Raw genomic sequence first — 25,129 nt, 5'->3', positions numbered from 1 at the left:
GAGATATTATGAAACTTGAAAATAGATTATATTATGACGTACCAACTGGAAGAATTATTTATCAAACTGGTGAGGCTTCTGGTGACGTATTACCGCATCCTGAAGTCACTGAGATGTCCTACATTACTGTTCCTTACGGAAGTATTGATTATACAAAAGGTTATATTTCCGAAGTGAAAGATGGAAAGCCCGTATTCGTCGATTTTGAAAATAGCCTGTCAGAAGTCGAATTGGAAAACGTAAAGCTTAAAGAAGATATTTTATTATTACAAACTGAAAATGAAGTTGGGGGTATCTTATAATGACAACAGTTAACCCAGTAGTTGTACGTATTGCAGCAGAACGCATTATGAACAAAGGACTTAATCCAAAAACGAATGAGGTTTATGTAATCGACGACATCACAAATCAAGATTACAGACAAGGTGTAGAGGATTATATTCTAGCCAATACAGAGGGCGTGTAGGATGAAAAAGCCCATCCGAATACTATCACTAAACATGGACATCTTAGGAGAAATCGACAACTATGAATCCATGTTTTTTAATCGTTCCTGGCATGGCATCGGCGCCATTGAATTGCGCATTAATCGTTATAAAAAGAACGCAGATACATTAATAAAAGACAACCTTATTCTTATCGGAACTGATTTGAATAAGGTTTTTATTATTAAGCACAGGGAAATTGAGTTGGACGAAAACGGTAAGATTACAGAAAACTGGCTCATTAAAGGCTACGCTATAAAGTCTATCATTGCACAGCGTATTACAATGCCACCTGAACATACAGCTTATGATAATCGTAGTGGTTCAGCTGAAACGGTTATGAAACATTACGTAAATAATAATCTAGTTAATCCAGTGGACCCAAGGCGTAAAATACCACAGCTAGTAATTGGACCTGATTTACAGCGGGGCATCCACATGACATATGCTTCACGCTTTAAAAACGTGGCAGAGGAGATGTCCACACTATCACTAACAAGCGGGTTAGGTTGGGATGTCACGCTTGATATCGCTAATAAAGTATGGGTGTTTGATATTGTGGAAGGCAAGAATTTAGTTTCTGGTCAATCAATCAATCCACCTGTTATTTTCAGTCCACAATTTGAATCGCTTAAATCGTTACACTACACGCAAAGTGATATGAATTATAAAAACGTAGCAATTGTGGCCGGTCAAGGTGAAGGTGTTGAAAGGCGTGTTATTGAGGTTGGGTACTATGCAGCTATTAATCGTCATGAAGTGTTTATTGATGCAAGGGACATAGCTGAAACAGGCGAAGATGAACAGCCGATACCAGTTGAGCAAATTGTCCAAGCATTAACGGATCGTGGACAACAAAATTTAAATGAATTGATTCAGGAAGAATATTTAGAAGGTCAGGTTTTAACCAATAGTCCATTTAAGTATCAAATTGATTATGACTACGGGGATATTACTACAATCCAAAATCTTGATTGGGGTGTGACGGTGGATGCTCGTATTACTGAAATTAAGGAAATTTACGAAACAGCAGGTTTTAGCATTGAGGCTACGTTTGGTAATAATCGACCTACATTGATACAAAAGATTAAGCAGGAGCTTAGTCAGATTAGTGGTGAGGTGAGGCGATAGATGACTGAAAAAGAATGGCTTGTAAATGATTTAGAGGACATCTTATTGTTTACAGAGAGAATAAAGATACGTTACTCAGATATGAAACAAGATGAACATTATCAAAGAATTGTACAAGCGATTGAAGTACTCGAAAAAGAGCATGACATATTGTACCAGCAAATTAGATAATCCCAAACGTTTGAGATTTTGCCTTCCACAATCATCTGTGGAGGGCTTTTATTATGCAGAAAAGGAAGGTGTTTTATGAAAACAGACACGTTATATACATCACTTATAGGCGGCTCAATGGCATGGTTAGGATACCTTGTTGGGGGTGTTGACCATTTGATTAAAGCATTAGTTATATTCATGGTAATCGACTATGCTCTTGGCTTCATGGTGAGTTTAGTCTTTAAGAAAACTGAAAGTAAAAAGATGTTTAAAGGCTTAATAAAAAAGACAGCAATGGGGTTAATGGTTATTGCTGCCGTGCAATTAGATACAGCAACTGAGAGTGGTAATTTCATGCGTAATGCTATGATTCTATTTCTAATCGGTATGGAAGGAATCAGTATGATTGAAAACTTAGGTAAGCTAGGCATTCGTGTACCGAAGTTTTTAGCAAGTGCATTCACTCAGTTACAAATGGACAATGACGATAAATCGAAGGATGGTGAAGGTAAATGATTGTAAAAGAAATTGAAATTCATCCTGGTCATTGGAAAAATACAGGTAGTGGCGCTAATGGTATTCTGAACGAAGTAACTGAAGCCCGTAAGGTGGCAAAACGTGTTTATGAAATATTAAGATCATGGAAAGTTCCTACAACATACTTCGAGGATAATACCTCAACAAACCAAACGCAGAACATTAATGCGTTGGTCAATGAGCACAACAAAGATAAAGATGGGCTTATCGTGTCTATTCATTTTAATGCAGGCGGTGACGGTTCCAAGGCAATTGGTACAGAGGTTTTATATTATGACCAAAAGGCATTAGCCACACGAATTTCGAAAGCTATTAGTGACGCAACGGGTGGAGGTTTATTAAATCGTGGCGCTAAACAACGTACCGACTTAGGGGTGTTAGCACGAACTTATGAGCCAGCAATTTTAATTGAAGTATGCTTTGTAAATTCGACAGTTGATGCTGCTATTTACCGACATGACTTTGAAAAGATATGCCAAGCGATTGCCAAAGAGTTAGCGGCATATTTGGGTAAATCAGCACCTTCCACATCATCGCCTGTAGAGGAAAAAAAGGAGGAAGTTAAAATGGAATTCTTAAATGAAACAGGTCGCGCGGAAATTCGAGCACTATTAAAAAAGGCGCGTAATAAAACGTATGTAGTTGAAGGTAAAACTAAAAATATTATCGATCCATCTACTCATACAGATGCGAAGATTAATGCATACACAGACGTACAGTTACTAAGTTATCAAGCAGCTGTAACTAATCGTACATTTTAAACGACAAAGCCCAGGTACTCAATTAATTTTGAGCCTGGGCTTTTTTTTGTTTATTCATCATAAGGTCTGAATTTTTTTCTAAGTGATTCAAGTTCATCTTTTTTCTCTAACAGCACGCTTCTCAAAAACATTTTGGGCTGTTCTTTAGCTGCTATTAACTTTCCGTCTTTCACCAATTGTCCGAGTCGAACTTTCGATATTTCCAATACCTCAGCTGCTTCGGCTGCAGATAATAATTCTGCGTTTAAGAATGTTAGTAGTTCTTCGGTTGTTTCAAATTTGTATTCCATATGTTCACCTTCTTTTAAACATGAATAGTATGAGCCTTGTGAGGTGTATTAAAACAGTGATTCCATATAGTGCTAATAATACATAGTCAAATGTTGAAGGGTTTTGAAAATCAACATATGTGAGTATTATAGCTGTACTAGCGATTAATAAAGCAATATTTGTGTAACCAAATCGTTTAAGTATTTTTTTCATACTTTTAAGTGGATGTGATATAATTTTATTGAGAAGGAGGCGCTAACCTCCTTCACAGCTTATTTGCGACGTTTCTTCTTTGCGGGAGTGCGTCGCTTTTTCTTTTTGCCTTGCGTCATGTCGTAAATGTCTTTAAAGCCTGATGTGAAAGCTTTAAATGCTGTTGCAACAAGTGCGACTGTAGCGAGGACTTTTTCTAAATCATCCACTCTTGTTCACCTCCTTTCTATATTTTAATTATACTATACCTATTTAAAAAAGTAAATAGCTTTATGTAAAATATTTTACTTTTTTTGTTAAAAAAATTCGTAAAAAAAGCCACTCAATAGAGTGACTAGATTGTTAATTAATACATATTCATCGCTATTTCAGTATAGATAGCGTTTGCTTCATCCGCAGTAATACCGAATTTTGTTGCCGCAAGTTCTGCAATTAAAGGGTCATGAACTTCCGGTATATATGTGTCACCATAATTTGTGATTCTAAAAAATTCACTTTCCATAAAATCATACACTTCTTGCTTATTGATACCTACGGTTTTAGTGACGGGGGCAGTTTCTGCTTCTCGTGTAATTGGTGGGTTTTCGATAACTTCATTATCACTTATTTCCTCTTCAGTATCGTAACTAATGCTTTCTGCTTTTTCATAAATATCCCCAGTTTTATCTTGTTTAATTGCTAAAAACCAAAATACTAAAGTTATTACTGAAACATAGGCAACTATTAACATTATCTTTTTATATATGGTCATGGTAGAACCTCCTTGTTTGTATTCTATTAGGAAATGATTGGAAAGTACATACGTGAATTTAATTTTCACTTGCCAAGATACAAACATTTGTTCTAATATGTATACAAACAGACGTTCTGGTTAAGGATAGGTAAAGGGGATATTCATTGTGCCAATTTTAAATGAAATTAATACACAAGTAGTGTTTGGAACAGGTGACATAGCAGTACAAACTGGATGTAGAGGTCAAAAAAGTCTAGGTGTCATGCAATTCACAGAAGTAGAACCTTTGCCTATAGGTCAACACTTAGAGATTGGCACAAATGAAAAGATTAGAATTGGAAATGCCCCAATCACTTTAGTTTTTAACAAAATTGAAAGCTTAGATGTTGTGATAAATCAATTACTAAAATTAAGAGGGAAAATGGGAGGCAACTAAGATGAGAGAGCAACTGATTAAAGCTATGCAACGTAATCAATTTGTGAACATGATGTATGTATCGAAAAATGGTGCAGTTACAAAAAGGCGAATAAAAATCATTAAAATAGTTGGTGATTCATTTCAAGCGTTCTGTTTTACAAGACATGCAAAGCGTACTTTTTTAATCAGTAATGTTCTAGCGGTTATTCCTGTTATCCGAAAAGAGCGTGAAGTTGTATGAACTACGATGACATGCCTAATCGACCAATTATGTGTATTGACATGAAGTGTTTTTATGCAAGCTGTGTAGCAATGTTACATGGAATAGATGTGTTAACAACTCCTGTTGCAGTTGTAGCTAATTTTAATCAGCCAGGTAGTGTTGTACTTGCAGCATCACCATTGATGAAAGAGAAATTTAAAATCAAGACTGGCAGTAGACGCTATGAAATACCAAAACATCCAGACATTCGATTGTTTGAACCTAAAATGAGTTTCTTTATTCAAATGTCCATGACAATTACAAAACTGATTTCTAATTATGTTCCTGTAGATGCGATACATGTGTATAGTGTGGACGAAAGCTTCGTTGATTTAACGGGCACTGAAAAGCTTTGGGGTTCACCTGAAGAAACAGCCAAAGAAATTCAAAGAGCAATTTTTGACCAGTTTAATATCCATAGCGCAGTAGGTATGGGCCCTAATATGCTGATAGCTAAATTAGCTTTAGACCTTGATGCTAAGAAAACAGGTTTTGCAAAATGGACATACGAAGATATTCCAAAAAAATTATGGCCAGTACGTCCACTTTCTGAAATGTGGGGAATCGGTAGACAGATGGAAGCCAATTTAAATGCAATGGGAATCCAAACAGTTGGTGGATTAGCAAATACTGATTTAGCTGAATTAGAACAACGATTTGGTGTTATGGGGAATCAGCTATATCATCATGCATGGGGAATTGATTTATCCAAACTGGGTGAACCATTAGTTAAGAATCCGACACTTAGCTTTGGAAAAAGCCAAATGTTAATGAGGGATTACCACACCCGAAAAGAAATCTCTGTAGTGCTCCTTGAAATGTGTGAGGATGTTATGAAAAGAACGCGTGACGCAGGCTATGTTGGCCGTACAATAACCTTAGGACTTTCTTATAGTCGAAATGCAATGACCAAAGGGTTTCATCGTTCTAAAACAATTTCAGTACCAACAAATGAAACGCTTCTGATGTATGAAACTTGTATTGAATTACTGGATGAACATTTTGCAGGTGAACCAGCACGACAATTATCTGTACGAATTACCAATCTTGAAAGAGAGCATAGCATTCAACTGGATTTATTTGATGAACGCAAACCGCAGCGTCAAATAATTGGTCCTACTATGGATGCCATACGCAATCGGTTTGGGGCAACATCAATATTGCGAGCAGTTTCATTCACAAATGCCGGTACAGCTATCAATCGTGATCGCCTAGTCGGTGGTCATTTAGCATAGGAGTGATTTGATGATAAAAGACAGAGGGAATATTAAATGGGCATCAATGATGTTACCAGAGCATTTTGAGCTACTCAGAGAGTGTAAGCAAACAGATTATGTTGAGCAGCCAAGAGAACTAACAGATTGGGAATTTGAAGAGTTACAACAAACAATAGACCAAGCAATTAATCAGCAACTAGACATTAAAGTAAATGTGTGGATGGACGGTAAATATACGGAATGGACCGGATTAATAAAATCAATTAATTTCAATACAAACGAACTCATACTCGAAACTCTTTTTAAAACAAAACGTATTCCTATCCAATGTATTCAATCAGTGAATTTGGAAGTTGATTTTTATGATTAAAGCAGATGAAAGACAGCTACTTCACAAATATCTTTTATTAGAACTAGCAGTTAAATCATTACAGAGTGATTATCAAAAGGCAGAACAATTTAAAATGAAAACTGTTTTCCTACCACTAATGGATACTTTGTTAAAGGAACTACAACAAGAATATTTCAACCTCAAACGTCAACTCGCAAAGCAGCGCATACGAGTTGTAGGTTGGCAACCAGTGGACGAATACTTTAGTGACGTGAAAATTGCGACAGCAGGAGATGATGTTGTACTTCGTTACGCTAACCAAGCTTTAAAGACAAAAGTTGAAAAACTTTTGATTAATCATATAAGTAATATCAAATGACAGGTGCTCATATGAGGCCTGTTTTTTTATGTAAAAAAAGCCACTCGTATGAGTGACTTAATTAAGTATGGAGTCGATCCAATTATCAGTTTTAGCCATGCCGCCAGTTGCACGCGTATACGTATACTTAGCTATGTTTGCATTTTCTAAATGGTATGGCACTTCCCAAAATACAACAACTTCCATAATGGAGGTATCATCATGCAATTTAGCAGCAAGGTTGTCGCTAAACATTTCGAGCATTTGCTTAGTAGTATTTTTGCTATTTTTTTGGTTCCATTTTAATTTTGTGAGCACGATAAATTTGTTATCTTCTAACTGGTAATTATTTATTTCTATAGATTTTATATCAGTGTTAGAAAGATCTGATTTAACTATATTTTTTACCGTTTTTTCAATTTCATTTTTTCTGATGTTCTTTATGTCTTCATCGCTTTGAACTTTTGTAGGAGTAACTGGTTGCTTTTGTTCAACGGTGTTTTTTTCTTCTTCTTTCAACTTCGCTTCGGCTTCTCTTTTAGCTTTTTGTTCGGCTGCAGCTTTAGCAGCTTGTTCTTCTTTTAATTTTTCTTCCTTAGCTTTTTTCTCTTCTTCTTTTTTAGCTTGTTCAATCTCTTTCTCTTCATTTAATTCTTCCTGAGTTTTACTAGCTACTTCAACTTTCTCTGTACTACTCTCTGGGGCTGGCATTAGTAATGATGCAAAGAATAAAACAACTGATACACCTAATACAATGCCACCTTTGAGTTTTTTCTTTCTAATAAGCCCGAATATCAATAATACTAAGCCAGTCATCATCCCAACCAGACTAATACCAAATAAAAATAAAGTCATATATACATCCCTCCCTTAATATTACCATTTTAGGAAAGTATCTAATGAATGTATACATATAAAAAACAGACAACATTAATTGTCATCTGCTTAAAATAGTTTTTTAATAGTCCGTTTTAATGAAGGTTTACGTGGTTTCTTAATTAATGGTTTAGGTTTCTTAATCTTTATAGGTTTAACTCCAATTGCTTCGTACAACTCTTTTTTCGCTTGTTTCTTCAGTTGTCGCTTCTTCTTGCTAATAAACTTTTTAAGCATGGTTAGTCCTCCACAGATGATTTAAATCTTTCTGCCATCTTCTAATACAAAATTCGCTTCGTATTTCACATCTAATACTTCTGCAATTTGATTTAATTCTTTCTCGCTGAAATTATCACGTTTTATTTTATTTGAAAGGTTAGGTTGAGAAGTTCCGATTTTTTCAGCAAGGTCAGAAAGTGTTATATCTTTTTCGACCATAAGCATTTTAATTTTTTTTGCCATTCCCATTTAATCACCTTCTTTCGTTTATCTTCTTATAACTATAATACACCAAATGATAATTAAAAATAAATAAAATATCACTAAAAAGTTATAAATATCTTTACATTATAATTTTGGTGTTATATATTATCATTAATCAGTTATATGAAATAACGAAAGTGAGGTGGAATAAGAATGAAGAAAAACAGCATTAGAGTTGAGTGGCGGCAATCTTATTTTGCTCCCGGTAATAAAATGGTGAGCAACTTCAAAAACATGAAACACTTTGAGAAGTGGAGAAACCAACCAATGTTCTGGAATATCGAAATACTTAGCATTGAGAAGATTTGAAGGTAGAAAAATGAATGATGAAAGCGAGGTGATAACGATGGCATTTGAATATCTAGCAGCATATACAACATTCGATTCAGTAGCAGATATGGACAAAAGTGTGGAGGACCATATAGCAGCGCATTACTACGATTTAACAGAATCAGAACGAGCTATCATTATCGCACTTTCGCAACGTTCATTAATGTATCCAGGGGCTTCACATCTCAAAGCTGAAACGATTGCTGAAGCAACTTGCACATCTCGTAGTACAGTAATGCGCGCGATCAAGAAGCTTGTTGAGTTAAACATTATTGAGAAAGTAAAGCAAACCAAGCTTAATGGAATCAAAGGTGCAAGCATTTATAAGATATTGCCTTACAGTGACACATCGGAAATGAAACATCGAGAGGTAGTCGATGAAGCTAGTAACGACGCGGTTTGCCTTCCACAATCTGAAACCCTATCTTTTAACTCTTTTAATCTTTTAAGTTCTAAACAAGCAAGTAATATTAATGCCCTAGCGGATGAATTAGCTTTGCAAGCTGAAAAGAAAAAAGAGTACATGAATGAGTATCAGCAGATGCTATTTGATTTCATGCATTCTTTGCCATTAACAGATAACTTGAAAGACGAATTACACAAAGTTGTATTAGCAGCACATGTATTTTGTGTGGAGGACTTTGTTAAAGCGAAGAATGTACTGTTTAAAATTGCTACTGATATTGTGGATGGCACATTGACAGTAACAAGTACATTACGTGCTGTATTTGTAGGTGCTTTTAATAAGGCTACGGAGCGTTTTAAAAATAAGGTGACTAATTCATCATCTATAGAAGAAACACCATATAAAGAACGTCCAGTACCGTTTTATAACTGGTTAAAAGAACGTGATACACAAGCTCTAGTACATCCTGTACCAGACGTTGAAAATAAATATTGTCCAAATTGGTTGGAATGGTAGAGAGGGGAATAATTTATGAGTCATTTTGAATATATGGAGCAACAGGGGCAACTAACGATTTTTGAATTACTGGATGAATATGAATCACTTCAATTTAAACGGTCATCCACAAATGTTAGTAAGCCTGTTGATAAGAAAATAAAAGGACCTCGTAAGGTTGGGTTTATTGTGCGTAGGTAATTAAATATTAATTCGTTTATTTAACTTTAATTACAAAGAGTTTTAACACCAATTTAACACCAAGCACTATTTTGGGTATTAAAAAAGCACCTTAACCAAATTGGCTAAGATGCTGTATAAACCTTGATATAACAATATTTAGAGTAAAAGCCGCGTATGCCGTATGTCTTATAGAAAGTTTTAAACCACCACTCCTCAAAGTGGGTGTTCGCAGAAGTTATCCTGTTTATCCTCATGCACCTTAGTGTGAGGCCCGCCATTCCAACTCCAATAATAAAACTCCCTTTTACAGCTTAAAGGTTAAAACTTAATATTATACGAACAATGCAGCCTTTAATGATATGATACGGCATGTCTTTTGAAGTTGCAAGTAAGTAGAATATCGGAAAAAAGTCAATGGGCGAAGGTTGGAAAGAACGGAACTTCTTGAAGGGAAAAGTTGAAAAGGTGCTATTGGTTTCAAACATTTTTCACAAGTGCGAACAAAAAATGCGAACAATCTTTGCGAAAATGAGCAGAGTATGTAAAGATAGGTGGATATATGGGTATTACCCATCAAAAAAGTAAGGGAGGCAACGGAAATGGGAGCATATCCAAATTGTCCAAAATGTAATTCAGAATATACGTACGAAGATGGTATAAACTTTGTATGCCCGGAATGTGCATATGAATGGAGTGCCAATGCAACAGAAGAAGAATCAGATGCATTGATCGTGAAGGATGCAAACGGTAATCTTTTAGCAGATGGTGACTCAGTAACGGTAATTAAAGATTTAAAAGTAAAAGGTAGCTCATCCACATTAAAAATTGGGACAAAGGTGAAGAGTATTCGACTTGTTGAAGGCGATCACAATATCGATTGCAAAATCGATGGCTTTGGTGCGATGAAATTAAAATCTGAATTCGTTAAAAAATTATAAACAAATTACAAAAGAGTCGCATATCGCGGCTCTTTCTTTACGTTCGTGTAAAGTAATAAAAGCGGATGTCGCGCACTTTTACATACCGGATTTATCGTTGAGTTTATGTTATTATTTACGCCATTTTTAAAAACGACGAGTATTTCCAACCTTGACTTAGTTCATTTTTAGAATTGATATACTACATATTTTAAAATAAGTGACATTTCTGTTGAAATACTTACTATAAGTGCAATTCATCTTAAAATTACACTTATTTTTAATTAAGTTGTATGTCGATTTTGATAATTAGGCTTTTTAATGTTTAGAAAATATATTTTTTGAATTTTTTCTTTGTTTTTACGCGTACTTCATAAATGAGGGTCTGGCCTTTTTTCAGTGGGAGCCCAACTTGTGTTAAAGGCTTTTTAGCATGAAAAAATTCCGTAAAATTATGGCCATAGCAGAACCAAGTAACGCAAAAATCGTATGTAGAATAGCGATAAAGCTAGCACCAACCAGCAAAGCGCCGATATCCGCAAAGCTAGTGTGAGTGATATAAAGAGGTGTATATAAATTATCAATGATCGCCCAAACGAAAACAGGAATGAAGCTTATTACAAAGACAATCCAAATGTTTTTGTAAAATAAATAAGTAAGGCAACCAAAAATGGCGTACGATACGATAAAGCTAAAGTTGTTGCCAAGTAATGATGAATTCAGTGCAAACATAAAAGACAAAACTATAAATACAAGGTGAAAAAATGTCAATGTGCGCTTCATCGGTCTTTTTTGACTAGGCGGTGGCTGTGCAGAAGCAAGCTGCTGGCAACGCTCACATGAAGCTATGTGGTTTTCAATAAAGTGCAAAGTGTCATTTTGTAAAGTGCGTTTAAGATATAAAGCTAGTAAATCTTCTACAATCGAACATTCCTGTGACAAGGACTTCCCTCCAATCGTTCCCCTTATTATACGACATTTTCGGGTAAATAAAAAAAGCCTTCCGTGAACCACTTCATTCGGAAAACTTATACATACATGTTATTTAGTTTCATTTAATATTTCCCTCGTCAAAGCTTTAATGTTAATGTGAGTGTCTTCTTGGACGGCATCTTTTAAAATTTCATTGCGGAAATAGTGAACAGTCGCTTCTAAAGGAATTGCCAATAGTTTTTTTAGAGCTGTTTGATACATATAGACAAACTCTTGGTCAGTATTTCCACGTTTTAGTTCAGCGAAGGCTTCGTAGAATTGATCTAGTTTGTCAGCGAATTCGAGTAGGCGACCTTCAAGTGTAGCGTCTTTTCCTTCCTTCATCCGTTCGAAAAATATAGCTTGGAATTTTTTAGGTATTTCATTAATAATGAATTTTTCCATCATTTTCTCTTCGACATGTGCAAGCATTTGCTTGAGCTCCGGACTTGCATGTTTTACAGGCGTTTTAATATCACCAATAAAAACTTCTGCAAAGTCGTGATTGATGGTTTTTTCATAAAGAGATTTCCAGTTAACTTTAGCACCATTCATTTCCTCAAGTGTTGCAAAAAACATAGCATACTGGGACACTTTCCATGAATGTGCTGCGACGTTATGTTCTTCGAATTTGAAGCGACCTGGGCAGCGGATGATGCGTTCTAAATCATTAAGGCTTGTAAAAAAATGATGAATTCCTATAATAATCACTCCTTTTTGTTCTATACGTGCATGTTACTATAAACCATACCCGTTTTGTGTGTAATTCAAACAATTTAATAATGATTCACAAGGCGTTTACAAAGGGTTCACAAATGGATGCAGAGAAATGGCGAGTTGATGCTATAATATAAGCTGACAAATTTTAAAAGTGAGGTACACAGAATGGTATCGATTTATATGCTTCTTTTATATAGCCATATTTTTAGTGCTATTCTTTCTATTGGGCCACTCTTTGTATTATTACCTATAGTAAAAAAAATGCGTACAGCACAGCAAGGTGAAATGTCGTCATATATTGGGGTATTTCAGTCAACTATTACGATTGTGAAGCATGCGGGCCATGTTCTTGTCGTGTCGGGGATATTGTTGCTGTGGCGTGGAGGCTATCCTTGGACAACTTCATGGGTTGTGCTCACGGTACTTGTAATGCTCGCTTCAATCGTGTTTTTAGCAAGAGCTTTTAAACCAACTATACGTACATTTAATACATCTGCCTATAATCAAGCAGAATTCACAGCACGATTACATCGTAAAACATGGATGTATATTATTTTATTACTCATTATGTTATGGCTTATGGTAGCAAAGCCTATACTTTGGTAAGAAATTATACAGAGGGTTTAAGTTACTGTGACTTTTAAAAAAATACTTAGTTTAAAGGAAGTTGTGCAATAAGTCGATAGTAAGACTTACTGCACAGCTTTATTTTTTATTTTTGGGAATATGGAAGGTGATATGTGTCCCCTCATTTGGAGTACTTCGGATGATTAATCTTTCATTATAAATTCTTTTAAGGCGAAGATCTGTATTACGCAAGCCAATACCTCTACTGTGTTTATTCAAGTCAGATAATAATTCCGCTAAAGTGTTTGCATCTATTCCGACGCCATTATCAATGACACTGATTTCTACGTAAGTAATACAATCCTTTATCAGAATGCGGACAGTACCTCCATTTTCTTGCTTTAACACGCCGTGGTTTACAGCATTTTCTACTAAAGTTTGCAAAGAAATTGGCGGAATATCAATTTCTATATTTTCATCAATGTCCCATTCAATTTTCAGAAGATGTTCAAAGCGTTGCTGTTCAATATAGAGATAAGAACGTACGAGTTCTAATTCGTGTTGGAGAGGAACGACTCTCTGTAAGTTTTTTACATCAAAGCTGGCGTGTAAGTATTCACCAAAGTGATGCATTAATTCAATCATACGATCCGAATCTATCGTACTAAGTGATGCAATTGTATTTAGCGTATTAAATAGAAAGTGGGGCTGAATTTGTGCTTGAAGCCAGGCGGTTTCCAGATGAAGGCGCTGATTGATGTTATATTTTAAATCAATTAATGCACGACCTCGTACCTTTAATTCAAGTGAATTAATTGGCTTGGTTACGTAATCATTTGCCCCGTAAGCAAAGCCAGTATAAACGTCCTCGGGGTAATTACGAGCAGCCAAAAGTAAAATAGGTAATTCTAAAACAGAATATTGTTCTCGAATCATTTGGATTAATGCATATCCTGAAATAAACGGTAACATGGCATCAATGATGACCAAATCCCAATTGTCGTTCTGTAATAATTCAAGTCCTTTTTCACTACTTGTGACAGTGGCAACCTCGTACTCTTCTAATGTGAAAATACTGCGTATGATTGTTAAATTTACTGGGTCATCATCAATAATTAAAATCCTGAATTTTTTGTCCGTTGATTGTTCATCTATTTTATTGAATTTTAGTTCTAACGTTTTAGGTATCAAGCTTTCAGAATAGTGATCTTCTTCATTAGAAATTTCGTCAGCAAGAGGTAATGTAAAGAACACATCGGATCCTTTATTTGGAATAGAATGGATTTGCAATGTACCTCCATGTAATTCAATAAGTTGTTTACTCACAAATAGCCCAAGACCAATGCTATCTTCAGAAGAATTATTTTGTCCGTAAGGGATGGATAGAAATTTTTGTACATCGTCATCCATACCTAAGCCATTATCGTGTATATGTATAAGTGCCATGTTATTTTCTACTTTTGCACTAATTTCGATGAAGCTCGCGCTCGTAAATTTAATCGCATTGTGTAAAAGGTTAAATAGGATTTGAATGAGTCGTTTTTCATCAGCTATTACATAAGGAAATGTTTTAGGAATGTTCGAATTCATCTGTATTTTTTTACCCTCTGTTATAAAACGAAGTAAATCGAAAACACCAGTGATTGCACTTTGAATATTGACATTCTTCGTATGAAGGTGTAGTTTATCCTCTTTTAAACGTGTAAAGTCCTGTATGTCATTAAGTGTAAAGGACATACTTCTCCCAACATTTATTAAATTTTTTAAATTGTTTTTATCTTCCACAACGAAGGTATTATTCGGATTGTCATAAATTGATTGTGCAATTGTAATCATTTTATTCATAGGATCCCAAAGTCTTTGAGAGCTGTTTGATAGAAACTCATCCTTTAATCGATCGTTTTTGTGTAAATCAGCTACTAGTACATTTATCTCCTGTGTATTTTCGTAGAATTGTTTAAACCAATAACCTGCAAAGGCGAGAAGCGCAATTAAATAATCGAATGGATAAAACGGTATTTCTAGAATAAATACTGTTTTTATAAGACCCCATAAAATGCCAGATATTGTGCTTAGTACGGTGAATACTATGAATGCTGACGTACGTTGTTTATCAATATATTCTTTTAGTGCAAGCGTCGCAACAGATATAAAGGATACAAAATAGAGAATAAAGAATATGATGTTGGCGAAGTACAACCAATGAATGGGGAGAATAATAATTAATAATGCACTCATTCCATATAAGATTGAGAGCCAACGAAAACATCTAGCACTGTGATACTTAGTTAACAAAATGCGCATAAATTGTACAAAGAAATAGGAAGCCCCTAAATAAATAATATTGGAAAGCTTCAACGACCATACATAATCCAGCTGTAGCCAATTGAGTATTGAACGATCATTCGATATTAATTCATCAGCTAATGGGAAAAGGAAACCCGCAGTAAATAAAAATACAGTTTTCCTACGATAAATGAACAGATAGACAAGAATACTAAACAAAGCATACATAATAAGAATGATAGAGATAGAAGCTAGTGATATTTCAATGATCTTTTGTTTGTGCATCATTGCCTTGGCAGTGCTAAATGATATTTGTTTAGTGATTAATGCATCTTTGGGTGTGTCTAAGTTAGAAACTTGCAAATTTAAATCGATTTCTTGTGTATCCGCAGAAAAATAAACAGTATACGGTGCAGCTTGTCCCTTATGTGCATCAGCATTTGTGCCAACATGACCGGATTGACCTAAGAGTTTGCCATTTACATAAAGAGCGGAAGCGGTTTGGATTGCTGGAATATGAACGGCATAGTTTTGATCATAAGTACCATTTTCATTCAGTAAAATTTTCAAACGATATGTCCCATATTTTTGTGTGATAGGATTTTTCTCGTTAAATGGAACAGTTAAGATTTTTCCCTCAGTAGAAGACCAATCTTCATCCGTGATGTTCTCTTTCCCATCTAATAATGCACCAGGATAATATAGCCATTCTCCGTTTAAATAAAATATTTGGTCGTCTTGCAATGCTTGATTGCCCATATCCCAAACTCCATCTTGAGCATATGGCTGCTCATCCATTGGTAGGAAGTATGCAAGCCATAGGATACGGAGGATTGTAAGAGTAAAGAAAATCAAACCAATTATGAGTATATGTATTTTCGTTGTCTTTTTAATGGGTAACATAGAATTCTCCTATATGAATAACGTGTATTGCTTATTTAAATAGTTCTGTTTTACCATGCCATAAAATATGGGAAAAGAAAATACTTAGTTTTACTTAAGTGATACTTTAACTTTTAGTTTATTTAGCTACTGTAGATCGAGGTTTTAGTACCTTTTTCGTCTTATAAACTATCTATATAAGGATAAATAGTAACGTTTGTTCAGTTTTCTTTAAGTGGTATGTCCTATGATAAAAGGTGAGTTAGTGTAGAAATGTAGTTTGAAAATATAAGGAATTATAGGGAAGTATAATTTTCGTGGGAGATATTGACTGTTATGATAAAGCTGAAAAAAATTAAATTACCATATTTAATCATAGGTATTATGATAATTGCCATATTCTCAACAGCTTTCATCAGTATTTGGGGTAGTTATCGGAGTTTCAACAATTTTCTTATACAAGATAAACGAAATACACATGAGGAATATACAACGGAACTAGTAACAAGAATAAATAATTATTTGCACAATACAATTCAAGGACTTAATGATAGTACCGCATCTATAGTAGAGAATATGTTGGATAATGATTTCTTAATACAAGAAGTAGAACGATTAGTCATGCAAAATCATTTATTTGACTCAGCGATCATTGTGAATAAGGAGGGCTCAGTTCTAGCCTCTACATTATCAAAAGTGGAATTTCACGATGAATGGAGATCCTTAGAGGGAGTTGTTCAGACAACTCGAGGTCCTATCATTTCAGAGCCCTTTCAAGTGAGTGGGGATAAGTCTGTAATTTTAATGGCTAATCCAATTTTCTCTAAAAATAATGAATATGTTGGTTTTATAGGTGGAACTTTTGATGTAACTGAAAATATTATTTTGCCAATGATTTTAGATAATGATTTTGATGACGATGTATCTATTTTAATTGTAGACTCGAAGGGGAAAATAATAATAGGTGAAGGTAATCATAAAAGGTTACAACAGGTTGTAAGTGGTAGTGGTGTTTTAGAAAAAGATGAAAAGATGTCGTTAGTAGGTCACAGTGTTGTTCCGTTAACGGGATGGGGGATATTTGTACAGCGACAATTAGATAAAGAGGATGTACCAAAAGATATTTTCATTAAGAATTTAATATTTCCTTTATTACCATTTTTGTTGGTAGTACTTGCTGTAATTACATGGTTTGCGGTGAAAATGGCAAAACCAATTCACCAGATAGCTCTACTTATAGAAGAAGGCGTAGAGATAAAAGGTGTACAACCTTTTGAAAAGGTAGAAGCTTGGTATTTTGAAACGCATCTTTTAAGAAATGAACTTTTGAGCCGTGAAGCTTTTATACACAATAGGTTAAAGGAGTTAACGGATCAATTAGTATTAGATCCACTGACGGGAATAATAAATCGTAGAGGAATAGATGAAGTTCTGGATGAGTGGGTCATCAATGACGTTCCACACGCAATTATAATGTTAGATTTAGACTATTTCAAAAGCGTCAATGACACATATGGGCATACGGTTGGAGATGAGGTGCTAAAAGACGTTGCAAAAAACATGTTAGAAGAAGTTAGTGAAAAGGATATTTGCTGTCGCTATGGAGGCGAGGAATTTCTCATTCTGTTACCTTACTCGACAATAGACAATGCGTTAGCGGTTGCAGAAAGATTACGCGTAAAACAAGCGTTTTCAGAAAATCTTTGTGGTAGGCCTGTCACTTTATCTGCGGGAATCGCTACCTATCCGACAATGGCGAAAACGCCTAACCAACTAATTGAAATTGCAGATAAGGCTTTGTACAAGGCAAAAAAAACGGGTAGAAACTGTATACAAGTAGCTGGAGATTTTTCTGGTAATGTAAAATAATTAGATCTTCACGAAGTCTCTCAAAAAATAGCTGTCTCTAGTAGGATAAGTACTCTATGAGACAGCTATATAAAATGATTTATTCATGTATAATATCTTCAAAAAGATCTAACGTCTCTTGATCTGGGAGTATGCCCAGCTCCATCATTAAATTTTCTTCGAAAGTATGGAACAACCTTACAGCGGTTGTTCGATTATCAGTTTCGATATAATGTCGCATGAGTTGCTGCAAAGTGTTATCTGAATAGGGATTATACTCTAATGATAATAGTAAAGTTTTCTCTAGCTTTTTTAAATTTTGGGATGTTGTATAATAACCAATTAGATAATCAAGCAAAAGAGTGAATTGTTTATGGAAAATATTAACTTTTGTAGTAACCCAAGGGTAATCTGTAGTTTCCATATATTCACCTTGATGATTTTGTACGAATGCTTCAGCCCTTTCTATATCAAGCCTTCCGAGTTCCTCAGTATTTTTGAGTAGCTGTTCTAACTCGAAGACATCACATTGAAAGTCATTCAACTGTAAAATATAGCATTCATTAGCGTAGTTTAGCACATTTTTATAGCCCAAAGAGTTGAGAGTTGTACGCAAATAGGAGACAGTTGTATGTAATTGAACTCTTGCTTTTTGGTACTCTGTTTCAGCCCATATAGTGTCTAGGATGATATCTCGATGTACTTGAATATGAAGGTTAGAAAAGAGGAATGCGAATAATTCTTTAGTTTTTATAGTTCGCCAGTGTACAACTTTATTGTCATGATAAACAGTGAAGCCACCAAAGCATTGTATGTTGAGTGATGGAGTAACTGGCTGTGCAGAAGCTAGTTGGCTATTTTTTAACTGAGTCCTCTCTTGGATTCTTTCAATTGTCATTTCCAATCGGGATAAAGAAATAGGTTTTAGTAAATAGTCAATAGATTGCAGTTCGAATGCTTGAACGGCGTAATCTCGATGAGCAGTAGTGAAAACGATATGGACATTAGGGTTCCTTGTAGTTAATATCTTTGCTATCTCTAACCCATTCAATCCGGGCATTTCAACGTCTAAAAAAGCTACTTGAAAATCCAATGTTTGTTCATCATTGAGTAATTCAGTTGCATTCGAAAATACTTTAACGACTTTAATAAAATTAAATTCATTTAATTTCTTTTCCATGTTTAGTAACGATAATGGTTCGTCGTCCATTATAATAACTCGAATCACAAAAAAGGCACCAACTTTCATTTTTATAGGTAATTCCCTAATCTATCTTAAAGTAGGATTGATAAAATTGGAAATAAATACTTTATTGAAAAAATTGCCCCTCGCCAAAAATGCGGAGGGCAATTTTTTTGTCTTAGACTGAAATGTCAACGGCTGTCCCTTTATAAGGGTGTGCGGTTTGGGGTTGTGGCATGTCTTCTAGTAATTCGACAGCAGCAGAGGCATTCAAGTTTAATGCATTTTGCATCACACTCATTTGTACGGTTTGCTGTAGTTCCAAAAGTTGTGACGACATAATTGAGTTAATATCCATATATACCCTCCTTTTTGCTAATATCGGCTAAAATTTCAAAGCTTCAAATCGAATGCAAAATCTCTTTAAATCTCTGTAGCTTAGCGTAGTAATTCTCTTTAAATATTGTATTAAATTGTGAGTATTATAAAAAATACGGATAAAAATGTATAAAAAACTTCTTATATAGTAATAATTTGTAATATCAAATCCGTTGCTTTGTTAAATTCATACGCATTATTTTTGCTTTGAGAATAAGAATTCAGGTCAATCGTGCTAGCAACAGATTGTGAGAAATCTAAAAAGGTATGGAGGTATTGTTTAATTATGAAGAAACAAGCATTAGCTTTAGCTGTAGCATTATCATTTAGTGTAGGTGTGTTTGCGAGTTCAACTTCTGCTCAAGAGGTTCAGAAAGTGGATACATTATGGGAGATATCAAAAAATTATGATTTATCAGTAGAAGAGTTGCAGCAGTTAAATGCACTGAAATCAACAATTAGTAAACCAAATCTGACATTAACTGCTGATGATGTTTACTTAATAAAAAAAGGCGACACATTGTTTAGCATTGCGACCATTCATGGTGTAACTGTTGGTGACCTTAAAGCTTGGAATGATCTTTCATCAGATTTAATTTATACGAATGAAACGTTAGCTGTTAAGGAAGCGGCTGCTAAGGCATTACCTGCTAAGACTAAACGTTCGACTGTAGCGCGTTCTACATCAAAAGTTACACCGTCTAGCAAACCTGCAAGTGCAAGTGGTCAAACATACACAATGCGTGCGACAGCCTATACAGCATACTGTGAGGGGTGCTCAGGTATTACAGCGAATGGAACAGATATAAGATCTAATCCAAATCAAAAAGTAATTGCGGTGGACCCACGTGTAATTCCCTTAGGTACAAAAGTTTGGGTAGAGGGATATGGTGAGGCGATTGCAGCAGATACTGGTGGTGCAATAAAAGGCAATAAAATCGATGTATTCATTCCATCGGAGGGACAAGCTAGAAATTGGGGAGTTCGTACTGTAACGGTTACAGTAATGAATTAAAAGGAAGAGGTTGCCTCAAAAGTATTTTGAGGCAGCCTCTTTCTGCGTAAAATCACCTGTTGTAAAAGCGAATAATTTTATCGAGAGATGGGCACTATCAGTAGTAGAGGGAGGTTTTATTTATGAAAAAAGTAAGTTTATTGGGAGCTACTTTACTAGTGTTTGTTGGAGGATGTAATTTTTTTGATAAGGAAAAAGAGCAAGTTTCAGTAACAGCAACGCCAGCGTTAACGGCGACTGCGAAAGTTGTAGGAGCTCAAAATGAGAGCTATGGCAATGTTTACTTTGAAGAGCAAGATGCAGGTGTGAAGATGACGCTCGCTTTAACTGGTTTGCCACCTGGAGAACATGGTATTCATATACATGAAACGGGAAAATGTGAAGCACCTACATTTGAATCAGCAGGCGCACATTTTAATCCGACTGGGAAAGAGCATGGTAAGTTAAACCCGAAGGGATATCATTCAGGTGATTTGCCAAATATAACGGTTGGAGAAGATGGAACTGTAGATTTAACGTTTGTAGCAGAGGGTCTTACTTTACAAAAGAATGTGAAAAATTCTTTGTTTGATCAGGATGGTAGTGCATTAGTCATTCATGAAGCAGCAGACGATTACAAAACAAATCCAGCAGGAAACTCAGGTAAGAGAATCGCTTGTGGTGTCATTGAATAGTAATGCAAAAGGCATAATATTAATTTATGTCTTTTTTTTATGCAATTTTTATCCGGATATTATTTTTTGTATGAAAGAAAAACTGTTATGTGTTAGATAAAAAAAGATTTTAGTAGAATATAGTTGGATATTGTTAAAAAAACGAGTTAACTATATTTGCATAATTATAAAAGACTGAATTTACTTGAAATTGGTTGACAATATTATACAAAGTTTGATAGTTTTAAATAGATTCTTATTATTACCATTTAAGGGGGAAGGTTAATATGAAGACAAAGCAATTCCGATTGTTATTACTATTAAGTGCCTTTGCGCTATTAATTTTAGCGGCATGTGGGACTGATAGTGGCAAAGAGAAAGAAAGCGCTGACAAAGATGATGCGAGTGGGGATGTAGCATCAACAGAAAAGCCAAAGTTTTTAAGTTTATTAACAGGTGGAACACAAGGTACTTACTATGCACTTGGTGGAACGTTTGCAGAATTGATTTCAACGGAAACAGGTGTTACAACAACAGCGGAAGTTTCACAGGCATCTGCTGCTAACATGACAGCGCTACAAGATGATAAAGGTGAAATTGCATTCGTACAAACAGATATCGCTTATTATGCAACTGAAGGTACGATGATGTTCGATGGTAAAAAAATTGATGCAATTTCTGCTTTAGGTGCACTTTACCCAGAAACAGTGCAATTAATTACGACAGAAGCTACGGGTATTAAAACATATGCTGATTTAAAAGGTAAAAAGGTTTCTGTAGGTGCACCAGGTTCTGGTACTTACGCAAACGCTGAGCAGTTACTTGAAATTCATGGTCTAACAATGAAAGATATTAAACCACAAAACTTAGATTTCGGTGAGTCTACTGATGGTCTTCAAGCAGGTCAAATTGATGCTGCATTCATCACAGCTGGTACACCAACAGCTGCTGTAGAAGCACTAAACGCAACGACAAAAGTGAATGTTATCGGTATGGATGCTGGTAAAGCTGACGAGTTAATTGCAAAATACTCATACTATGCAAAAGATACAGTAAAAGCTGGTACGTACGGTCTTGCAAATGACGTAGAAACAGTCTCTGTTCAAGCTATGTTAGCAGTTAGAAAAGATTTATCTGAAGAAGTTGTTTATAACATGACAAAATCTATTTATGACAATACCGGAAAAATTTCCCACCCTAAAGGTCAATTAATCAAAGCTGAAACTGGTTTAGATGGTATCAGTATTGAAATTCACCCAGGTGCTCAGAAATACTTTGACGAAAAGAAATAGTTAAACAGTAAAAAGAGGCTCGAGTTGCGTAAAGCTTCGAGCCTCTTTTTACATGAAAAGCGAATGGTTTTTAAAGTGGAGGAACGGATGTAATGCGAAAGAAAAGTTTACTAGTAGGAATATTAAGTGTGGTAGGAATGACGATTGTTTTTCTTCCCCTTCAAAAGGTATTCGCATTTACGGAAACACGCACCGACCAATCGAAATTGCATTATATCTCAGCAACTTCCGACAATTCATTTCGCATACGTTACACGCATTCTATTCATAAATCAGATGTTCTTGAGCACTATCAATATACGGAAGATAGTCGAATTCAAATGTTAGGAATGGAGTATGAGGATTTAGCGATCGGGATGCCAGGTTACGCAGAGGAAGGTCAAAGGTTAACGCAGCATGATGGTAAGTATTATTTGCAGTTTGAAGAGGCGATACTAGAAAATTTCACGATTTATATTGGAGATTTAGATATCGATCTAGTATTTGAATATGAGGGTTTGGAATATGATTTAAAAAAGGATTTACAAAGAGGAAAGTCCTATTTGTTTCAAGTGAAGAAAGTGTCACTTTATGAACAATGGAAGGGAGTTAGGATGAAATGACAAAACAGCATGAATCAAACAACGAACCAAACCTAGAGGGATTTGAACAAATATCTGCTGAAGAACAACAAGCCATTCTTGAAAAGTATGATATCGAATCAAATGTTCGCACAGTAAAAGGGGTTATGAAACATGTAATTTTCTTTGGATTATTAGCATTTTCATTGTTTCAATTATATACTGCAATATTTGGTCAATTTCCGGCACAGATCCAACGTACTATCCATTTGGGTTTTGGATTAACACTTATATTTTTGTTGTTCCCCGCTCGGAAAAAAGCGGCAAAGCATAAAATTGTCTGGTTTGATTATATTTTAGCGTTATTATCTGTAGCAGTAGGGTCTTATTGGTCAATGAATTATGCGGAGCTCGTTAATCGGAATGGTACTATTACGCAGTTAGATTTTATTGTCGGCTTGATTGCAGTGGTACTTGTCCTTGAAGCGGCCCGCCGTGCAGTAGGCTTGCCGATTACGATTATTGCGATATGTTTTTTAATCTATGCCTATTTTGGTCCATATTTCCCGGCGTTTATGGCACATCGTGGACAGGATTTAGAAAGTATAGTCAACCTTATGTACTATACAACGGATGGTATTTTCGGTACACCAATTAGTGTATCTGCCACATTCATCTTTGTATTCTTATTATTTGGTGCATTCCTCGTGAAAACAGGAGTAGGGCAGTATTTCAATGACCTAGCTGTATCACTTGCGGGTAAACTAATCGGTGGACCTGCAAAAGTAGCGGTATTCTCTAGTGCCCTACAAGGTACAATTTCAGGAAGTTCTGTAGCCAACGTCGTAACATCTGGCTCATACACAATTCCAATGATGAAAAAGCTTGGTTACCGAAAAGAATTTGCAGGTGCTGTTGAGGCAGCTGCTTCTACAGGTGGTCAGCTAATGCCACCAATTATGGGTGCTGCTGCGTTTTTAATGGTAGAATTCATCGGTCGTGGGATTACGTATTGGGATATTGCGAAGGCAGCGGCAATCCCTGCTCTTTTGTATTTTACAGGTATTTGGATTATGACACACTTTGAAGCGAAACGTGTTGGTTTACGTGGTTTACGTGATGATCAGATGCCAGATCGTAAAGAAGTATTTAAGAAAATCTATTTACTATTACCGATTGTGGCAATTATTATTTTAATGTTAACAGGTACACCAGTAATGCATGCAGCGCTTTACGGAATACTAATTTCAATTGGGGTTGCAATGTTTGATAAAGAAACACGTCTGAAGCCGCGCGATGTTGTTGATGCATTAGTTGAAGGTGCGCGTACAGCACTTGGTGTAGTTGCGGCAACGGCATGTGCAGGTATTATCGTTGGGGTAGTTGTAAAAACTGGATTAGGTTTAAGCTTAGCTAATAGTTTAGTAGCTTTAGCAGGAGGAAGTATACTTTTAACGTTAGTATTTGTGATGATTGCATCGCTAATTTTAGGGATGGGTGCACCAACAACTGCAAACTATGTTATTACTTCTACAATTGCTGCACCAGCGATTGTTGCTTTATTGTCACCGAATACACCGCAAGAGTTAGTACCTGTGGTAGTTTTATTATCGGCGCATTTCTTTGTTTTCTACTTTGGAATTATTGCCGATATTACACCTCCGGTAGCACTCGCCGCATTTGCAGCATCGGGAATTTCTGGTGGTGATCCAATAAAAACAGGGGTCAATTCGGCGAAGTTAGCGATCGCGGCATTTATCATACCGTATATGATTATTTTCTCGCCAGCATTATTAATGATTGATACAACCATTCCACAAATTATTTGGGTCGTGTTTACCGCTATTACAGGTATGGTTGCAATTGGAGCAGGGGTTATCGGCTTCTGGTATCGTAAAATGCTTTGGATCGAGCGTATTATTGCGCTTGGAGCAGGTTTGCTATTAATCTATCCAGAAAAGTTCTCTGATTGGGCTGGATTAGGTATTTTCGTAATCATGTTTGTTATTCAGTATTTAACACAACATAAGCTTGGCGGTAATGGTAGCGATGATCAAAACGGCCAAACAAAGGGCATTACAGTTTAATAGATGAAAAAAAGTGCAGTTCCTTTAATAGGACTGCGCTTTTTTATCTCATTTTGAGATGGAATTTATACTTATTATGCATGAGGAGGATAGGTTGTTGTTTTTTACAGAAAAAGTGTAGTACAAT

Annotated in this window: 33 protein-coding genes and 1 other RNA gene; 22 read left to right on the top strand and 12 right to left on the bottom strand. The window is 35.6% G+C overall.

Annotation, left to right across the window (positions count from 1 at the left end):
- Positions 1–8: 8 nt before the first annotated feature.
- The 6 genes from ACIQZG_RS08335 to ACIQZG_RS08310 all read left to right on the top strand — a co-directional run bounded on the left by ACIQZG_RS08335 (position 9) and on the right by ACIQZG_RS08310 (position 3,067).
- Positions 9–302, top strand: coding sequence for a hypothetical protein (locus tag ACIQZG_RS08335; RefSeq protein ID WP_402754712.1), 294 nt, complete (start codon positions 9–11; stop codon positions 300–302).
- Complete coding sequence (locus ACIQZG_RS08330; RefSeq protein ID WP_402754711.1) at positions 302–466, top strand: hypothetical protein; 165 nt, start codon at positions 302–304, stop codon at positions 464–466. Before ACIQZG_RS08335 ends, ACIQZG_RS08330 begins: the two co-directional genes overlap by 1 nt.
- Position 467: 1 nt before the next feature.
- Positions 468–1,616 carry a siphovirus ReqiPepy6 Gp37-like family protein gene (locus ACIQZG_RS08325; protein ID WP_402754710.1) on the top strand — a complete coding sequence of 383 codons (1,149 nt, stop codon included), beginning with the start codon at positions 468–470 and terminating at the stop codon, positions 1,614–1,616.
- Entirely contained in the window at positions 1,617–1,787 is a 171-nt protein-coding gene (locus tag ACIQZG_RS08320) for a hypothetical protein (RefSeq protein ID WP_402754709.1), read from the top strand.
- A 75-nt stretch (positions 1,788–1,862) separates the two neighbouring features.
- Positions 1,863–2,285: a phage holin family protein gene (locus ACIQZG_RS08315; protein WP_402754708.1), complete on the top strand. Its 423-nt coding sequence runs from the start codon at positions 1,863–1,865 to the stop codon at positions 2,283–2,285.
- Complete coding sequence (locus ACIQZG_RS08310) at positions 2,282–3,067, top strand: N-acetylmuramoyl-L-alanine amidase (protein ID WP_402754707.1); 786 nt, start codon at positions 2,282–2,284, stop codon at positions 3,065–3,067. The genes ACIQZG_RS08315 and ACIQZG_RS08310 overlap by 4 nt, the downstream gene beginning before the upstream one ends.
- 50 nt (positions 3,068–3,117) lie before the next feature.
- Here the strand turns inward: ACIQZG_RS08310 and ACIQZG_RS08305 are convergent, their stop codons facing one another.
- From ACIQZG_RS08305 to ACIQZG_RS08295, 3 genes are all read right to left on the bottom strand, one after another.
- Complete coding sequence (locus ACIQZG_RS08305; RefSeq protein WP_402754706.1) at positions 3,118–3,357, bottom strand: DNA-binding protein; 240 nt, start codon at positions 3,355–3,357, stop codon at positions 3,118–3,120.
- 252 nt (positions 3,358–3,609) lie between these two features.
- The gene (locus ACIQZG_RS08300; RefSeq protein WP_402754705.1) at positions 3,610–3,759 is read right to left on the bottom strand and encodes a hypothetical protein; all 150 of its coding nucleotides are present in this window, start codon (positions 3,757–3,759) and stop codon (positions 3,610–3,612) included.
- Positions 3,760–3,896: 137 nt separating this feature from the next.
- On the bottom strand, positions 3,897–4,301 hold the full coding sequence (locus tag ACIQZG_RS08295; RefSeq protein ID WP_402754704.1) for a hypothetical protein: 405 nt from the start codon (positions 4,299–4,301) through the stop codon (positions 3,897–3,899).
- A gap of 148 nt (positions 4,302–4,449) precedes the next feature.
- On the opposite strand from ACIQZG_RS08295, the gene ACIQZG_RS08290 reads away from it, so the two are divergent.
- From ACIQZG_RS08290 to ACIQZG_RS08270, 5 genes are read left to right on the top strand one after another with little or no spacing between them, the layout of a single operon-like run.
- The gene (locus ACIQZG_RS08290; RefSeq protein WP_402754703.1) at positions 4,450–4,719 is read left to right on the top strand and encodes a hypothetical protein; all 270 of its coding nucleotides are present in this window, start codon (positions 4,450–4,452) and stop codon (positions 4,717–4,719) included.
- A 1-nt stretch (position 4,720) separates the two neighbouring features.
- Complete coding sequence (locus ACIQZG_RS08285; protein WP_402754702.1) at positions 4,721–4,942, top strand: transcriptional regulator; 222 nt, start codon at positions 4,721–4,723, stop codon at positions 4,940–4,942.
- Positions 4,939–6,198 (top strand): Y-family DNA polymerase, encoded by a 1,260-nt coding sequence (locus ACIQZG_RS08280; RefSeq protein ID WP_402754701.1) that lies wholly within the window; start codon positions 4,939–4,941, stop codon positions 6,196–6,198. The genes ACIQZG_RS08285 and ACIQZG_RS08280 overlap by 4 nt, the downstream gene beginning before the upstream one ends.
- Before the next feature lie 10 nt (positions 6,199–6,208).
- The gene (locus ACIQZG_RS08275; RefSeq protein WP_402754700.1) at positions 6,209–6,550 is read left to right on the top strand and encodes a YolD-like family protein; all 342 of its coding nucleotides are present in this window, start codon (positions 6,209–6,211) and stop codon (positions 6,548–6,550) included.
- Positions 6,543–6,890, top strand: a complete 348-nt coding sequence (locus ACIQZG_RS08270) for a YhjD family protein (RefSeq protein WP_402754699.1) — start codon at positions 6,543–6,545, stop codon at positions 6,888–6,890. Before ACIQZG_RS08275 ends, ACIQZG_RS08270 begins: the two co-directional genes overlap by 8 nt.
- A 57-nt stretch (positions 6,891–6,947) precedes the next feature.
- On the opposite strand, the gene ACIQZG_RS08265 is transcribed toward ACIQZG_RS08270, so the two are convergent.
- The 3 genes from ACIQZG_RS08265 to ACIQZG_RS08255 form a co-directional block, all read right to left on the bottom strand.
- Complete coding sequence (locus tag ACIQZG_RS08265; protein WP_402754698.1) at positions 6,948–7,724, bottom strand: hypothetical protein; 777 nt, start codon at positions 7,722–7,724, stop codon at positions 6,948–6,950.
- 90 nt (positions 7,725–7,814) lie between these two features.
- Positions 7,815–7,982: a hypothetical protein gene (locus tag ACIQZG_RS08260; protein ID WP_402754697.1), complete on the bottom strand. Its 168-nt coding sequence runs from the start codon at positions 7,980–7,982 to the stop codon at positions 7,815–7,817.
- 21 nt (positions 7,983–8,003) lie between these two features.
- Positions 8,004–8,213, bottom strand: a complete 210-nt coding sequence (locus tag ACIQZG_RS08255) for a helix-turn-helix transcriptional regulator (RefSeq protein ID WP_402754696.1) — start codon at positions 8,211–8,213, stop codon at positions 8,004–8,006.
- A 168-nt stretch (positions 8,214–8,381) separates the two neighbouring features.
- Here ACIQZG_RS08255 and ACIQZG_RS08250 point away from each other — a divergent pair, with 168 nt between their 5' ends.
- The 3 genes from ACIQZG_RS08250 to ACIQZG_RS08240 are packed head-to-tail and all read left to right on the top strand — an operon-like array spanning position 8,382 to position 9,660.
- Positions 8,382–8,537, top strand: coding sequence for a hypothetical protein (locus ACIQZG_RS08250; RefSeq protein WP_402754695.1), 156 nt, complete (start codon positions 8,382–8,384; stop codon positions 8,535–8,537).
- A 10-nt stretch (positions 8,538–8,547) separates the two neighbouring features.
- Positions 8,548–9,480 carry a helix-turn-helix transcriptional regulator gene (locus ACIQZG_RS08245; RefSeq protein ID WP_402754694.1) on the top strand — a complete coding sequence of 311 codons (933 nt, stop codon included), beginning with the start codon at positions 8,548–8,550 and terminating at the stop codon, positions 9,478–9,480.
- Positions 9,481–9,495: 15 nt separating this feature from the next.
- A complete protein-coding gene (locus ACIQZG_RS08240; protein ID WP_402754693.1) occupies positions 9,496–9,660 on the top strand; it encodes a hypothetical protein in 165 nt (54 codons plus the stop codon).
- A gap of 143 nt (positions 9,661–9,803) precedes the next feature.
- On the opposite strand, the gene ssrS is transcribed toward ACIQZG_RS08240, so the two are convergent.
- Positions 9,804–9,996: non-coding RNA, 6S RNA (gene ssrS / locus ACIQZG_RS08235), on the bottom strand.
- Between the two features lie 245 nt (positions 9,997–10,241).
- Here ssrS and ACIQZG_RS08230 point away from each other — a divergent pair.
- Positions 10,242–10,580 carry a zinc ribbon domain-containing protein YjdM gene (locus ACIQZG_RS08230; protein WP_402754692.1) on the top strand — a complete coding sequence of 113 codons (339 nt, stop codon included), beginning with the start codon at positions 10,242–10,244 and terminating at the stop codon, positions 10,578–10,580.
- A gap of 396 nt (positions 10,581–10,976) precedes the next feature.
- Here the strand turns inward: ACIQZG_RS08230 and ACIQZG_RS08225 are convergent, their stop codons facing one another.
- Both ACIQZG_RS08225 and ACIQZG_RS08220 read right to left on the bottom strand, forming a co-directional pair.
- A complete protein-coding gene (locus ACIQZG_RS08225; RefSeq protein WP_402754691.1) occupies positions 10,977–11,501 on the bottom strand; it encodes a zf-HC2 domain-containing protein in 525 nt (174 codons plus the stop codon).
- Positions 11,502–11,600: 99 nt separating this feature from the next.
- Complete coding sequence (locus ACIQZG_RS08220) at positions 11,601–12,242, bottom strand: YfbR-like 5'-deoxynucleotidase (RefSeq protein WP_402754690.1); 642 nt, start codon at positions 12,240–12,242, stop codon at positions 11,601–11,603.
- 174 nt (positions 12,243–12,416) lie between these two features.
- Here ACIQZG_RS08220 and ACIQZG_RS08215 point away from each other — a divergent pair, with 174 nt between their 5' ends.
- A complete protein-coding gene (locus ACIQZG_RS08215) occupies positions 12,417–12,857 on the top strand; it encodes a hypothetical protein (RefSeq protein ID WP_402754689.1) in 441 nt (146 codons plus the stop codon).
- Positions 12,858–12,956: 99 nt separating this feature from the next.
- Here the strand turns inward: ACIQZG_RS08215 and ACIQZG_RS08210 are convergent, their stop codons facing one another.
- Positions 12,957–16,007 carry a hybrid sensor histidine kinase/response regulator gene (locus ACIQZG_RS08210; protein ID WP_402754688.1) on the bottom strand — a complete coding sequence of 1,017 codons (3,051 nt, stop codon included), beginning with the start codon at positions 16,005–16,007 and terminating at the stop codon, positions 12,957–12,959.
- A gap of 315 nt (positions 16,008–16,322) precedes the next feature.
- Between ACIQZG_RS08210 and ACIQZG_RS08205 the strand changes: the two genes are divergently transcribed.
- A complete protein-coding gene (locus ACIQZG_RS08205) occupies positions 16,323–17,855 on the top strand; it encodes a sensor domain-containing diguanylate cyclase (protein ID WP_402754687.1) in 1,533 nt (510 codons plus the stop codon).
- 79 nt (positions 17,856–17,934) lie between these two features.
- On the opposite strand, the gene ACIQZG_RS08200 is transcribed toward ACIQZG_RS08205, so the two are convergent.
- Positions 17,935–19,044: a response regulator gene (locus ACIQZG_RS08200; protein ID WP_402754827.1), complete on the bottom strand. Its 1,110-nt coding sequence runs from the start codon at positions 19,042–19,044 to the stop codon at positions 17,935–17,937.
- Positions 19,045–19,195: 151 nt separating this feature from the next.
- Positions 19,196–19,375: a putative motility protein gene (locus ACIQZG_RS08195; protein WP_402754686.1), complete on the bottom strand. Its 180-nt coding sequence runs from the start codon at positions 19,373–19,375 to the stop codon at positions 19,196–19,198.
- A 306-nt stretch (positions 19,376–19,681) separates the two neighbouring features.
- Between ACIQZG_RS08195 and ACIQZG_RS08190 the strand changes: the two genes are divergently transcribed.
- From ACIQZG_RS08190 to ACIQZG_RS08170, 5 genes are all read left to right on the top strand, one after another.
- Positions 19,682–20,410: a LysM peptidoglycan-binding and 3D domain-containing protein gene (locus tag ACIQZG_RS08190; RefSeq protein ID WP_402754685.1), complete on the top strand. Its 729-nt coding sequence runs from the start codon at positions 19,682–19,684 to the stop codon at positions 20,408–20,410.
- Between the two features lie 122 nt (positions 20,411–20,532).
- Positions 20,533–21,084 carry a superoxide dismutase family protein gene (locus ACIQZG_RS08185; RefSeq protein WP_402754684.1) on the top strand — a complete coding sequence of 184 codons (552 nt, stop codon included), beginning with the start codon at positions 20,533–20,535 and terminating at the stop codon, positions 21,082–21,084.
- A gap of 266 nt (positions 21,085–21,350) precedes the next feature.
- Positions 21,351–22,355 (top strand): TAXI family TRAP transporter solute-binding subunit, encoded by a 1,005-nt coding sequence (locus tag ACIQZG_RS08180; protein WP_402754683.1) that lies wholly within the window; start codon positions 21,351–21,353, stop codon positions 22,353–22,355.
- A 92-nt stretch (positions 22,356–22,447) separates the two neighbouring features.
- A complete protein-coding gene (locus ACIQZG_RS08175; protein WP_402754682.1) occupies positions 22,448–22,957 on the top strand; it encodes a DUF1850 domain-containing protein in 510 nt (169 codons plus the stop codon).
- Entirely contained in the window at positions 22,954–25,002 is a 2,049-nt protein-coding gene (locus tag ACIQZG_RS08170) for a TRAP transporter permease (RefSeq protein ID WP_402754681.1), read from the top strand. Before ACIQZG_RS08175 ends, ACIQZG_RS08170 begins: the two co-directional genes overlap by 4 nt.
- Positions 25,003–25,129 lie beyond the last annotated feature (127 nt).

This window comes from Lysinibacillus sp. NPDC096418 (assembly GCF_044762775.1).
Lineage (GTDB): Bacteria > Bacillota > Bacilli > Bacillales_A > Planococcaceae > Lysinibacillus.
Note: the sequence above shows the minus strand (reverse complement) of the source record. Positions and strands in the feature narration are given on the sequence as shown.

Excerpts from the sequence above, each read along its gene's own strand:
- ACIQZG_RS08335 (WP_402754712.1), top strand. The coding sequence starts at position 9 with ATGAAACTTGAAAATAGATTATATTATGACGTACCAACTGGAAGAATT.
- ACIQZG_RS08330 (WP_402754711.1), top strand. The coding sequence starts at position 302 with ATGACAACAGTTAACCCAGTAGTTGTACGTATTGCAGCAGAACGCATT.
- ACIQZG_RS08325 (WP_402754710.1), top strand. The coding sequence starts at position 468 with ATGAAAAAGCCCATCCGAATACTATCACTAAACATGGACATCTTAGGA.
- ACIQZG_RS08320 (WP_402754709.1), top strand. The coding sequence starts at position 1,617 with ATGACTGAAAAAGAATGGCTTGTAAATGATTTAGAGGACATCTTATTG.
- ACIQZG_RS08315 (WP_402754708.1), top strand. The coding sequence starts at position 1,863 with ATGAAAACAGACACGTTATATACATCACTTATAGGCGGCTCAATGGCA.
- ACIQZG_RS08310 (WP_402754707.1), top strand. The coding sequence starts at position 2,282 with ATGATTGTAAAAGAAATTGAAATTCATCCTGGTCATTGGAAAAATACA.
- ACIQZG_RS08305 (WP_402754706.1), bottom strand. The coding sequence starts at position 3,357 with ATGGAATACAAATTTGAAACAACCGAAGAACTACTAACATTCTTAAAC.
- ACIQZG_RS08295 (WP_402754704.1), bottom strand. The coding sequence starts at position 4,301 with ATGACCATATATAAAAAGATAATGTTAATAGTTGCCTATGTTTCAGTA.
- ACIQZG_RS08285 (WP_402754702.1), top strand. The coding sequence starts at position 4,721 with ATGAGAGAGCAACTGATTAAAGCTATGCAACGTAATCAATTTGTGAAC.
- ACIQZG_RS08280 (WP_402754701.1), top strand. The coding sequence starts at position 4,939 with ATGAACTACGATGACATGCCTAATCGACCAATTATGTGTATTGACATG.
- ACIQZG_RS08275 (WP_402754700.1), top strand. The coding sequence starts at position 6,209 with ATGATAAAAGACAGAGGGAATATTAAATGGGCATCAATGATGTTACCA.
- ACIQZG_RS08270 (WP_402754699.1), top strand. The coding sequence starts at position 6,543 with ATGATTAAAGCAGATGAAAGACAGCTACTTCACAAATATCTTTTATTA.
- ACIQZG_RS08265 (WP_402754698.1), bottom strand. The coding sequence starts at position 7,724 with ATGACTTTATTTTTATTTGGTATTAGTCTGGTTGGGATGATGACTGGC.
- ACIQZG_RS08260 (WP_402754697.1), bottom strand. The coding sequence starts at position 7,982 with ATGCTTAAAAAGTTTATTAGCAAGAAGAAGCGACAACTGAAGAAACAA.
- ACIQZG_RS08255 (WP_402754696.1), bottom strand. The coding sequence starts at position 8,213 with ATGGGAATGGCAAAAAAAATTAAAATGCTTATGGTCGAAAAAGATATA.
- ACIQZG_RS08250 (WP_402754695.1), top strand. The coding sequence starts at position 8,382 with ATGAAGAAAAACAGCATTAGAGTTGAGTGGCGGCAATCTTATTTTGCT.
- ACIQZG_RS08245 (WP_402754694.1), top strand. The coding sequence starts at position 8,548 with ATGAATGATGAAAGCGAGGTGATAACGATGGCATTTGAATATCTAGCA.
- ACIQZG_RS08240 (WP_402754693.1), top strand. The coding sequence starts at position 9,496 with ATGAGTCATTTTGAATATATGGAGCAACAGGGGCAACTAACGATTTTT.
- ACIQZG_RS08230 (WP_402754692.1), top strand. The coding sequence starts at position 10,242 with ATGGGAGCATATCCAAATTGTCCAAAATGTAATTCAGAATATACGTAC.
- ACIQZG_RS08215 (WP_402754689.1), top strand. The coding sequence starts at position 12,417 with ATGGTATCGATTTATATGCTTCTTTTATATAGCCATATTTTTAGTGCT.
- ACIQZG_RS08210 (WP_402754688.1), bottom strand. The coding sequence starts at position 16,007 with ATGTTACCCATTAAAAAGACAACGAAAATACATATACTCATAATTGGT.
- ACIQZG_RS08205 (WP_402754687.1), top strand. The coding sequence starts at position 16,323 with ATGATAAAGCTGAAAAAAATTAAATTACCATATTTAATCATAGGTATT.
- ACIQZG_RS08200 (WP_402754827.1), bottom strand. The coding sequence starts at position 19,044 with ATGGACGACGAACCATTATCGTTACTAAACATGGAAAAGAAATTAAAT.
- ACIQZG_RS08195 (WP_402754686.1), bottom strand. The coding sequence starts at position 19,375 with ATGGATATTAACTCAATTATGTCGTCACAACTTTTGGAACTACAGCAA.
- ACIQZG_RS08190 (WP_402754685.1), top strand. The coding sequence starts at position 19,682 with ATGAAGAAACAAGCATTAGCTTTAGCTGTAGCATTATCATTTAGTGTA.
- ACIQZG_RS08185 (WP_402754684.1), top strand. The coding sequence starts at position 20,533 with ATGAAAAAAGTAAGTTTATTGGGAGCTACTTTACTAGTGTTTGTTGGA.
- ACIQZG_RS08180 (WP_402754683.1), top strand. The coding sequence starts at position 21,351 with ATGAAGACAAAGCAATTCCGATTGTTATTACTATTAAGTGCCTTTGCG.
- ACIQZG_RS08175 (WP_402754682.1), top strand. The coding sequence starts at position 22,448 with ATGCGAAAGAAAAGTTTACTAGTAGGAATATTAAGTGTGGTAGGAATG.
- ACIQZG_RS08170 (WP_402754681.1), top strand. The coding sequence starts at position 22,954 with ATGACAAAACAGCATGAATCAAACAACGAACCAAACCTAGAGGGATTT.